An 11,299-nucleotide genomic window follows, 5' to 3' on the forward strand; every position below is an offset into this window, starting at 1 on the left:
CCGAGCGGCTGGGAGCGACCCGACCCGAGCGGGCAGTCCGCCTCGTCCCCCGACCCGGCCGGTACGCCGCTGGCGTCCCCGCCCGACTCAGGCACTTCGCTCGCGGCCACCCCCGGCTGGGGTGCGCCACCGCCGCACGGCGGACACCGGCCAGGCTACCGCCGAGGGCGTGGCCTCCCGCGCCGGGCGCGGCCGCGGGCCGGTTCAGTCCATGTTCGCCGGGTAGTCGTGGCCGAACGGCGCGCCGGCCAGCCGGACCACCCCGATCACCACCGCGGCCACCACGCTGACCGCGACCAGCACCAGACCGATCCAGGCCAGCCGCTCCCCCCGCGACAGCCACGCGCCGCCGGTCAGGAAACCGCCCGAGGCGTACGCCTCGCGGCGCGCCTGTCGGGCCAGGTGGAGCGCCACCGTGGCGGGCACCACCCCGCCGATGAACAGGCCGGTCAGCATGCCGAGCAGTCCCAGTGCGAAGACCGCCCGCGCCTTGGTGGTGCGGACCGGATCGGGATCGAGCGGATGGCGCTGACCCTCCTGCGCTACGGACACCGGCCCGGGTGCGGTCGTCATGCCTCCATCATGCCGAACCCGGTCCGCGGCTGGGCCGCTCCGGACACGACGAGGCCCCCGGCGGATGCCGGGGGCCTCGTCGTGTGACTGGTGCTTAGCGGTACGACCCGAAGTCGAAGTCGTCCAGCGGCACAGCCTGCCCGCCGGCCGGCCCGAAGCCGTAGTCGGTCTCCGGGTACCCGGTCATCGAGTAGACCTTGGCCTTGGCCTCCTCGGTCGGCTCGACCCGGACGTTGCGGTACTTGCTGATACCGGTACCGGCCGGGATGAGCTTTCCGATGATCACGTTCTCCTTGAGGCCGACCAGCGAGTCGCTGCGCGAGTTGATCGCAGCGTCGGTCAGCACCCGGGTGGTCTCCTGGAAGGAGGCCGCCGAGAGCCAGGAGTCGGTGGCCAGCGAGGCCTTGGTGATACCCATCAGCACCGGACGACCGGCGGCGGGCTCGCCGCCCTCCGAGACGAGCCGGCGGTTCTCCGACTCGAACAGCGCCCGGTCAACCAGCACACCCGGCAGGAACTCGGTCGAGCCGGAGTCGATGACCGTCACCCGCTTGAGCATCTGCCGGATGATGATCTCGATGTGCTTGTCGTGGATGAGCACACCCTGCGAGCGGTAGACCTCCTGGACCTCACTGGTCAGGTGGACCTGGACCGCCCGCGGACCCATGATCCGCAGAAGCTCGTGCGGGTCGATGGTGCCCTCGGTCAGCTTCTCGCCGACCGCGACGTGACCGCCGTCGTGGGTCCGGAGCCGGACCCGCTTGGAGATCTTGTCGTAGACGATCTCCTCGCTGCCGTCGTCCGGCACCACGATGATCTTCCGCGAGCGCTCGCCGTCCTCGATCCGGATCCGGCCGGGGGTGTCGGCGATGGGCGCCTTACCCTTCGGGACCCGGGCCTCGAAGATCTCCTGGACACGCGGCAGACCCTGGGTGATGTCCTCACCCGCGACACCACCGGTGTGGAAGGTACGCATCGTCAGCTGCGTACCCGGCTCACCGATCGACTGGGCGGCGATGATGCCGACCGCCTCGCCGACGTCCACGGTCTTGCCGGTCGGCAGCGAACGCCCGTAGCAGGCACCGCAGACACCCAGCTTCGACTCGCAGGTGAGCACACTGCGCACCCGGACCGTCTCCACCCCGGCGGCGACGATCTTGTCGACCCCGATGGAGTTGATGTCCTGACCCCGCTCGGCGACGACGGTGCCGTCCGGCCCCTTGATGTCGTCGGCCAGGGTCCGGGCGTGCACGCTGGTCTCGGCGTGCTCGTGCACGACCAGCTTGCCGCCCTCCAGGCGCTCGCCGATCTGCATCGGGATCGCCCGGTCGGTGCCGCAGTCCTCCTCGCGGATGATCACGTCCTGCGAGACGTCCACCAGACGACGGGTCAGGTAACCCGAGTCGGCGGTCCGCAGGGCGGTGTCGGCGAGACCCTTACGGGCACCGTGCGTGGAGATGAAGTACTCCAGCACGGACAGACCCTCCCGGTAGCTGGCCTTGATCGGCCGCGGGATGATCTCGCCCTTCGGGTTGGCCACCAGACCACGGATCGCCGCGATCTGCCGGAGCTGGAGCAGGTTACCGCGGGCACCCGAGTTGATCATCTTCCACAGTGGGTTCTCCTGCGGCAGCGCGGTGTCCATCTCCTTGGCGACCTCGTTGGTCGCCTTGGTCCAGATCTCGATGAGTTCGCCGCGACGCTCCTCGGCGGTCATCAGACCACGCTGGTACTGCTTGTCGATCCGGTCGGCTTCCTTCTCGTACTTCGCCAGGATCTCCGCCTTGCGCGGCGGAGCGATGACGTCCTCCATGCCGATCGTCACGCCGGACCAGGTGGCCCAGTGGAAACCGGCCTCCTTGAGCCCGTCCAGGGTGGCGGCCAGCGCCACCTTGGGGAAGCGCTCGGCGAGGTCGTTGACGATCGCGGAGAGCTGACCCTTGCGGATCTCGTAGTTCACGAAGCGGTAGCCCTGGGGCAGCGTCTCGTTGAACAGCACCCGACCCAGCGTGGTGTCGACGGTCAGCGGCTCACCCTCGACCCAGCCCTCCGGGGCGGTCCACGGCTCGGCGCCGGCGCCGTTGTCGACCCCGACCACGCCGTGCAGACGGATCCGCACCGGCGCCTGCAGGTGCAGCTCGCCGTTGTCGAACGCCATCCGCGCCTCGGCGTCCGAGCTGAACGCCCGGCCCTCGCCCTTCTCACCGGGGGTGAAGTGGGTGAGGTGGTAGAGGCCGATGACCATGTCCTGGGTGGGCATGGTGACCGGCTTGCCGTCGGCCGGCTTGAGGATGTTGTTCGACGACAGCATCAGGATCCGCGCCTCGGCCTGGGCCTCGGCGGACAGCGGCACGTGCACCGCCATCTGGTCACCGTCGAAGTCGGCGTTGAACGCGGTGCAGACCAGCGGGTGGATCTGGATCGCCTTGCCCTCGACCAGCTGCGGCTCGAAGGCCTGGATGCCCAGGCGGTGCAGGGTCGGCGCCCGGTTGAGCAGCACCGGGTGCTCGCCGATGACCTCTTCCAGCACGTCCCACACGACCGGGCGCTGACGCTCGACCATCCGCTTGGCGGACTTGATGTTCTGCGCGTGGTTGAGGTCGACCAGCCGCTTCATCACGAACGGCTTGAACAGCTCCAGCGCCATCTGCTTGGGCAGACCGCACTGGTGCAGCTTGAGCTTCGGGCCGACCACGATGACCGAACGGCCGGAGTAGTCGACGCGCTTGCCCAGCAGGTTCTGCCGGAACCGGCCCTGCTTGCCCTTGAGCATGTCGGACAGCGACTTGAGCGGGCGGTTACCCGGACCGGTGACCGGCCGGCCGCGGCGGCCGTTGTCGAACAGCGCGTCGACGGCCTCCTGGAGCATCCGCTTCTCGTTGTTGACGATGATCTCGGGCGCGCCGAGGTCGATCAGCCGCTTGAGGCGGTTGTTCCGGTTGATCACGCGGCGGTACAGGTCGTTCAGGTCCGAGGTGGCGAACCGGCCACCGTCGAGCTGCACCATCGGGCGCAGGTCCGGCGGGATGACCGGGACGCAGTCGAGCACCATGCCGAGCGGCGAGTTGCGGGTGTTCAGGAACGCCGCCACGACCTTGAGCCGCTTGAGCGCCCGGATCTTCCGCTGGCCCTTGCCGGACCGGATCGTCTCCCGCAGGCTCTCGGCCTCGGCGTCGAGGTCCATGTTCTGGACCAGCGCCTTGATCGCCTCGGCGCCCATGGAACCGGTGAAGTACTCACCGAACCGGTCGCGCAGCTCGCGGTAGAGCAGCTCGTCGGTGACCAGCTGCTTCGGCTCCAGCTTGCGGAAGGTGTCCAGCACCTCGTCCAGGCGGTCGATCTCGCGCTGGGCCCGGTCGCGGATCTGGCGCATCTCGCGCTCTCCGCCCTCCTTGACCTTGCGCCGGACGTCCGCCTTGGCACCCTCGGCCTCCAGCTCGGCCAGGTCGGCCTCGAGCTTGGCGGCCCGCTTCTCGATCTCCGAGTCGCGGCTGTTCTCGGACTGCCGCTTCTCGGCGAGGATCTCGTTCTCGATCGTCGAGAGGTCACGGTGACGCGACTCCGCGTCCACGCTCGTCACGACGTACGAGGCGAAGTAGATGATCTTCTCAAGGTCCTTGGGGGCGAGGTCCAGCAGGTAACCCAGCCGGCTCGGCACGCCCTTGAAGTACCAGATGTGGGTCACCGGAGCGGCGAGCTCGATGTGCCCCATCCGCTCACGGCGGACCTTCGAGCGGGTCACCTCGACGCCGCAGCGCTCGCAGATGATGCCCTTGAACCGGACCCGCTTGTACTTACCGCAGTAGCACTCCCAGTCCCGCTGCGGACCAAAGATCTTCTCGCAGAAGAGCCCGTCCTTCTCCGGCTTCAGGGTGCGGTAGTTGATCGTCTCAGGCTTCTTGACCTCGCCGTGCGACCACTGACGGATGTCGTCGGCCGTGGCGAGACCAATGCGCAGCTCGTCGAAGAAGTTGACGTCGAGCACTATGTCCCCTATGTCGTCGTCTGTACTGCTAATTCTCGGGCGAGGTCGGGGGCCGGCAAGCCGGCCCCCGACCGCTCACCTCAGACCTCTTCGACCGAGCTCGGCTCGCGCCGGGACAGGTCGATGCCCAGCTCCTCGGCGGCCCGGAACACCTCGTCGTCGGTCTCGCGCATCTCCAGGGCCACGCCGTCGCTGGACAGCACCTCAACGTTGAGGCACAGCGACTGCAGCTCCTTGAGCAGCACCTTGAACGACTCCGGGATGCCCGGCTCCGGGATGTTCTCGCCCTTGACGATGGCCTCGTAGACCTTCACCCGGCCGAGAACGTCGTCGGACTTGATCGTGAGCAGCTCCTGAAGGGCGTACGCGGCGCCGTACGCCTGCATCGCCCAGCACTCCATCTCACCGAAGCGCTGACCACCGAACTGCGCCTTACCACCCAGCGGCTGCTGCGTGATCATCGAGTACGGGCCGGTCGACCGTGCGTGGATCTTGTCGTCGACCAGGTGGTTGAGCTTCAGGATGTAGATGTAGCCGACCGCGATCGGGTCCGGCAGCGGCTCGCCGGAGCGACCGTCGAACAGCTGCGCCTTGCCGCTGGCGCCGATCAGCTGGTTGCCGTCCCGGTTGGGCAGGGTCGACGAGAGCAGACCGGCGATCTCCTCCTCGCGGGCACCGTCGAAGACCGGGGTGGCCACGTTGGTGTCCCCCTCGGACTCGTCGGCGCCGATCGAGCGGAGCTGCTTCTTCCAGGACGCGTCGTCGCCCTCGACCTTCCAGCCGGTCTTGGCGACCCAGCCGAGGTGGGTCTCGAGCACCTGGCCGATGTTCATCCGGCTCGGCACACCCAGCGGGTTGAGCACGATGTCGACGGGGGTGCCGTCCTCAAGGAACGGCATGTCCTCGATCGGCAGGATCTTGGAGATGACGCCCTTGTTACCGTGCCGGCCGGCGAGCTTGTCGCCGTCCTGGATCTTCCGCTTCTGGGCGACGTACACCCGGACCAGCTCGTTGACGCCCGGAGGCAGCTCGTCGCCGTCCTCGCGGGAGAAGGTACGCACACCGATGACCGTGCCGGTCTCGCCGTGCGGCACCTTCAGCGAGGTGTCCCGGACCTCGCGCGCCTTCTCACCGAAGATCGCGCGGAGCAGCCGCTCCTCCGGGGTCAGCTCGGTCTCGCCCTTCGGCGTGACCTTGCCGACCAGGATGTCGCCGGGGACGACCTCGGCGCCGATCCGGATGATGCCGCGCTCGTCGAGGTCGGCGAGCATTTCCTCGCTGACGTTCGGGATGTCGCGGGTGATCTCCTCCGGGCCGAGCTTGGTGTCCCGGGCGTCGACCTCGTGCTCCTCGATGTGGATCGAGGTGAGCACGTCCTGCTGCACGAGGCGCTGCGACAGGATGATCGCGTCCTCGTAGTTGTGGCCCTCCCAGCACATGAACGCCACGAGCAGGTTGCGCCCGAGCGCCATCTCGCCCTCGTCGGTGCAGGGACCGTCGGCGATGACCTGACCGGCCTCGACGCGGTCGCCCTCGAAGACGACCGGCTTCTGGTTGACGCAGGAGCCGGCGTTGGAGCGGCGGAACTTGTGCAGCAGGTACGTCCGGCGGTGGCCGTCGTCCTGGTGGATGGTGACGTAGTCGGCGCAGAGATCCTCGATCACACCGCCGACCTCGGCGACAACCACGTCGCCAGCGTCGACCGCGGCCCGGTACTCCATGCCCGTGCCCACCAGCGGCGCCTCGGCCTTGACCAGCGGCACGGCCTGGCGCTGCATGTTCGCGCCCATCAGTGCCCGGTTGGCGTCGTCGTGCTCGAGGAACGGGATCATGGCGGTCGCGACCGAGGTCATCTGCCGCGGCGAGACGTCCATGTAGTCGACGGCAGCCGGGATCACGTCCTCGGTCTCGCCACCCTTACGACGACACAGGACCCGGTCCTCGGCGAACGTGCCGTCGGCCTTCAGCGGCGCGTTGGCCTGGGCCTTGACGAACCGGTCCTCCTCGTCCGCGGTCAGGTAGTCGATCTGGTCGGTGACCCGGCCCTCGATGACCTTCCGGTACGGCGTCTCGATGAAGCCGAACGGGTTGACCCGGGCGAAGGTGGACAGCGCGCCGATCAGGCCGATGTTCGGGCCTTCCGGCGTCTCGATCGGGCACATCCGGCCGTAGTGGGACGGGTGCACGTCGCGGACCTCGAAGCCAGCCCGCTCCCGGGACAGACCACCCGGGCCGAGCGCGCTCAGCCGGCGCCGGTGGGTCAGGCCCGCCAGCGGGTTGGTCTGGTCCATGAACTGGGACAGCTGCGACGTCCCGAAGAACTCCTTGATCGCCGCCACCACCGGGCGGATGTTGATCAGGGTCTGCGGGGTGATCGCCTCGACGTCCTGCGTGGTCATCCGCTCGCGGACGACCCGCTCCATGCGGGAGAGGCCGACCCGAACCTGGTTCTGGATCAGCTCACCCACGGTGCGCAGGCGCCGGTTGCCGAAGTGGTCGATGTCGTCGGCCTCGTAGCCCTCCTCACCGGCGTGCAGCCGGCAGAGGTACTCCACGGTGGCGACGATGTCGTCCTCGGTCAGCGTGCCCGTGGTGATCGGCACGTCGACTTCGAGCTTCTTGTTGAACTTGTAGCGCCCGACCTTGGCGACGTCGTACCTCTTCGGGTTGAAGAAGAGGTTGTCGAGCAGGGTCTGGGCGTTCTCGCGCGTCGGCGGCTCGCCAGGGCGCAGCTTGCGGTAGATGTCGAGCAGGGCCTCGTCCTGGCCGGCGATGTGGTCCTTCTCGAGCGTGGTCATCATCAGCTCGGACCAGCCGAACCGTTCACGGATCCGCTCGGCCGACCATCCGATGGCCTTGAGCAGAACAGTGACGGCCTGCCGACGCTTGCGGTCGATGCGTACGCCGACCGTGTCGCGCTTGTCAATGTCGAACTCCAGCCAGGCACCCCGACTCGGGATGACCTTGACGCTGGAGAGGTCGCGGTCGGAGGTCTTGTCCGGCTGCTTGTCGAAGTACACGCCCGGGGACCGGACGAGCTGGCTGACCACGACGCGCTCGGTGCCGTTGATGACGAAGGTGCCCTTGGGCGTCATCATCGGGAAGTCACCCATGAACACCGTCTGGCTCTTGATCTCGCCAGTGGTGTTGTTGGTGAACTCCGCGGTCACGAAGAGCGGAGCGCAGTAGGTCAGGTCCTTCTCCTTGCACTCCTCGATCGAGGCCTTGACCTCGTCGAAGCGCGGGGCCGAGAAGGAGAGCGACATGGTGCCGGAGAAGTCCTCAATGGGACTGATCTCTTCGAGGATCTCCGCGAGACCCGAGCGTGCGTGCGGGTCGTCCGCCGACCGGCCCTGCCAACCCTCGTTGCCGACGAGCCAGTCGAACGACTCGTTCTGGATGGCGAGGAGGTTGGGGACCTCGAGGTGTTCGGTGATCCTGCCGAATGAAACTCGGCGGGGAGCGAATGCGCTCGACGTACGACTGGTCTTCGCAGGGCGGGAAGCTGCCAAGATGCGTCCTTCCGAGGACCGGTGCTGCAGAACGGCTGGTACGCGTGCACTCCAATGACCCCACCAGAAATATCCGTAAACGGACATTTCCGAGCAGGGGTCAAGTCGGAAGGCAGCGCAAACTAGCAGTGTAGCCGAGAGGCTAACCGCTGTCCAGCCCACCCCGCAGGTCGTTTGCGGAACGCGCCTCGGCCCCCGTGAACCGGGGTCTGCCGGGCCGCTCGGAACGCAACGTTCCCGCTGGGCCGCTCGGGTTGCTGCGGCGATGGTGCCGCCGCTGTCATTACCCACATCGTGGCCGTCGCAAGCGCGGTGTCTTGCTGGTGTCAGCGTGCCTGGCAGCCTGGGGCCACGTCAAGGGCCGGTATCCGGGTCGCCCCGTCTTTCCCACCGGAGGGCGACCCGCCGCGCTCGTCCGGGCCGCCGGAAGAGGTCGTCGGCGCCCAGCTCAGGGCGGCTGCCGTCGCGTCCACCAACACGGCGGGCGGTGATCCGTGTCGGATCACCGCCCGCCGCGACGCGATCGTGTCCCAGCTCACGGAGCCGGGCACGCGCTGGTGGAGCGTCAGGTCACTTGAGGGTGACCTTGGCGCCCTCGCCCTCGAGCTTGGCCTTGGCCTTCTCGGCGGTCTCCTTGTTGACCTTCTCGAGGATGGCCTTCGGAGCGGACTCGACCGCGTCCTTGGCCTCCTTGAGGCCCAGGCCGGTCAGCTCGCGCACGACCTTGATGACCTGGATCTTCTTGCCACCGTCAGCCTCGAGGACGACGTCGAACTCGTCCTTCTCCGGCTCGGCCTCGGCGGCGGCCGGAGCCCCACCGGCGGCGGCCACGGCGACCGGAGCCGCAGCGGTGACCTCGAAGGTGTCCTCGAACTGCTTCACGAACTCGGAGAGCTCGATCAGCGTCATCTCCTTGAACGCGTCGAGCAGCTCGTCGGTGCTGAGCTTCGCCATGTCTGGCGTCCTTTCCTGGATCTGTTAAGTAAGAACTGGTGCGCCGGGAGGGCCTCAGGCCGCCTCGGCGCTCTCCTTCTCGCGCTTGTCCTGCAGGGCAGCCGCCAGACGGGCGGTCTTCGACAGCGGGGCCTGGAACAGGGCCGCGGCCTTGCTCAGGTTGCCCTTCATCGCGCCGGCCAGCTTGGCCAGCAGCACCTCGCGGGACTCCAGGTCGGCGAGCTTCGTGACCTCGGCCGCGGAAATGGCCTTGCCCTCGAAGACACCGCCCTTGATGACGAGCTTCGGGTTGGCCTTCGCGAAGTCGCGAAGCCCCTTCGCCGCCTCGACGACGTCGCCCGAAACGAAAGTCAGCGCGGTAGGACCGGTGAACAGCTCGTCGAGGCCGGTGATGCCCGCGTCCGTCGCAGCACGCTTCGCCAGCGTGTTCTTCGCGACCGTGTAGCTGGTCTCGGCGCCGAGCGTGCGCCGCAGCTGGGTGAGCTGGGAGACCGTCAGACCGCGGTACTCGGTCAGCACGGTTGCGCCCGCGCTGCGGAAGCTCTCGGTCAGCTCAGCGACGGCCGTGGCCTTGTCGGCCCGGATCGGCTTGTCCGCCATGTCCCTCCTCTCTCGTTACTCGAGGCTGGTCCCCGTCTCGGCCGGAGCCGGAACGGGGGCGGAGGCAGCACGACAACGAAAAAGCCCCGGCGCAGGGCGCACGGGGCGAGGGCCGGCGGATCGTCACGGTCGGCGGACCATGCTCACTGCCGAGTTACGCTTGCCGCCCTACGCGGGTCGCCCGATGTCGCGGGACCTTCGACCGTGCCGAAGCACGGTGACCAGCGGTCTCTGGGTGGTACCTCATCCATGACAACACGGATGACGTGTGAAGAGTACGCGACCGCGTGACCAGCGCCAAATCGCCCTCCTGTGGGCCGGGCCACCGCCGACGGCGAGCCGGTCAGCCCCGGGCCCGGCGCCGCCACAGGTAGCCCCCGACGGCCGTCGCGCTCCAGGCGATCGCCCAGGCGGTGAGACCGAGCAGGGTGAGCGCGGCGGCGTCGCCCGCGGCGGTCCGGGCCGCGGCCATGATCGGCGGCGCCAGCCAGGGGACCACCGAGCCGGTCAGGCCGAGCACCACCGCGCCGACGCCCCCGAGGGCCAGCACCGCGACGCCGTACCCGGCGCCGCCCACCGACGCCCGGCTGGCCAGCGCGCCGAGAGCAACCGCGGCGGGTACGGCCAGCAGATGCGCCCACAGCCCCAGCGCGACACCGACCGGCACCGACCGGTCACCCGGGTCGACCGGGCCGGTGACGCCACCCACCAGCCACGGGAAGGCCAGCGCGACGGCCACCGCGACCAGCGCCGCCACGCCCGCGGCGAGGAGCCCGGCCAGCCTCTCCCGGGCCACCCCGACCGCCACCTGGGCGAGCCGGCGCTGCACGTCCGGTTCGACGTCCAGCAGGATTTTGGTCTGCCAGGCGAGGACCGGGAAGAGCACCACCGCGGAGACGCCGTACGCCTCCGCCGGCTGGGCCCGGCCGCCGCCGTACAGGATGCCGAGGGCGACGAGACCGGCGAGCAGCGGCGCGACGGCCCGGCCGGTCCGCAGGAAACCGGCCAGTCGCAGCCGGACCAGGGCGATCATCGGGCCTCCCCCGCAGCCTGTTCGACCGCCACGCCGTCCACCGCCACCGGCTTGTCCGGTGCCGGGTCGTCACCGCCCGGTCGGTCCGGTGGCGGGGCGGGGCGGGTGTCCGTGCGTACCCGCAGCACCTGGTGGCCCTCGGCGCGCAGCCGTGCGACGGTGCGGGCGGCCCGCGCGGCCGGCACCGCGACCTCGATCACCGCGACCGCGCCGTCCGGCAGCGAGGTCTCCTCGGTCACCGTGCCGTCGGCCACCGTCCAGCGGCGCGCGCCCGGAAGCCGGACCGTCTCGCCACGGTGATCGCTGACGAGGACCGCCCCGCCGGCGGCCAGCACCTCGTCGATCAGCTCGGGCACCAGCTCCCGGGTGACGGCGTCCAGCCCCTCCCACGGCTCGTCGAGCACCAGCAGGCCCGGCGGTCGCAGCATCGCCTGGGCGAGGCCGACCTTCTGGGCGGTGCCCTTGGACAGCTCCGGCAGCCGGACCGCACGGAACGCGGCCAGCCCGAGCCGGGTCGTCCAGGCCGTGACGGCCTCGTCGGCCGCCGTGCCCCCCAGCCCGGCCACCCGCGCCATCCCGGTCAGGTAGCGCGTCACGGTGAAGGGCTGGTCGGCCGGGAACCGCTCCGGCACCCAGCCCACC

The 11,299-nt window shown here is 69.3% G+C and carries 7 protein-coding genes; all 7 read right to left on the reverse strand.

Translation table 11 applies throughout. The features are described from left to right. Nucleotides 1-204: 204 nt before the first annotated feature. The gene (locus DKT68_RS18595; RefSeq protein ID WP_109818683.1) at nucleotides 205-573 is read right to left on the reverse strand and encodes a hypothetical protein; all 369 of its coding nucleotides are present in this window, start codon (nucleotides 571-573) and stop codon (nucleotides 205-207) included. A gap of 94 nt (nucleotides 574-667) precedes the next feature. Then, nucleotides 668-4,558 (reverse strand): DNA-directed RNA polymerase subunit beta', encoded by a 3,891-nt coding sequence (locus DKT68_RS18600; RefSeq protein ID WP_109818684.1) that lies wholly within the window; start codon nucleotides 4,556-4,558, stop codon nucleotides 668-670. 80 nt (nucleotides 4,559-4,638) lie between these two features. Next, nucleotides 4,639-8,070: a DNA-directed RNA polymerase subunit beta gene (rpoB, locus tag DKT68_RS18605; RefSeq protein ID WP_109818685.1), complete on the reverse strand. Its 3,432-nt coding sequence runs from the start codon at nucleotides 8,068-8,070 to the stop codon at nucleotides 4,639-4,641. A 570-nt stretch (nucleotides 8,071-8,640) separates the two neighbouring features. Beyond that, nucleotides 8,641-9,024: a 50S ribosomal protein L7/L12 gene (gene rplL, locus DKT68_RS18610; protein WP_007465324.1), complete on the reverse strand. Its 384-nt coding sequence runs from the start codon at nucleotides 9,022-9,024 to the stop codon at nucleotides 8,641-8,643. A 54-nt stretch (nucleotides 9,025-9,078) separates the two neighbouring features. Beyond that, complete coding sequence (rplJ, locus tag DKT68_RS18615; protein WP_109818686.1) at nucleotides 9,079-9,624, reverse strand: 50S ribosomal protein L10; 546 nt, start codon at nucleotides 9,622-9,624, stop codon at nucleotides 9,079-9,081. A gap of 343 nt (nucleotides 9,625-9,967) precedes the next feature. Further along, complete coding sequence (locus DKT68_RS18620) at nucleotides 9,968-10,657, reverse strand: hypothetical protein (RefSeq protein ID WP_109818687.1); 690 nt, start codon at nucleotides 10,655-10,657, stop codon at nucleotides 9,968-9,970. Further along, a partial coding sequence (locus tag DKT68_RS18625) for an ATP-binding cassette domain-containing protein (RefSeq protein WP_109818688.1) occupies nucleotides 10,654-11,299 on the reverse strand: 646 nt, incomplete at its 5' end. The genes DKT68_RS18625 and DKT68_RS18620, both read right to left, overlap by 4 nt.

Origin of the sequence: Micromonospora acroterricola (assembly GCF_003172955.1) — a bacterium.
Lineage (GTDB): Bacteria > Actinomycetota > Actinomycetes > Mycobacteriales > Micromonosporaceae > Micromonospora > Micromonospora acroterricola.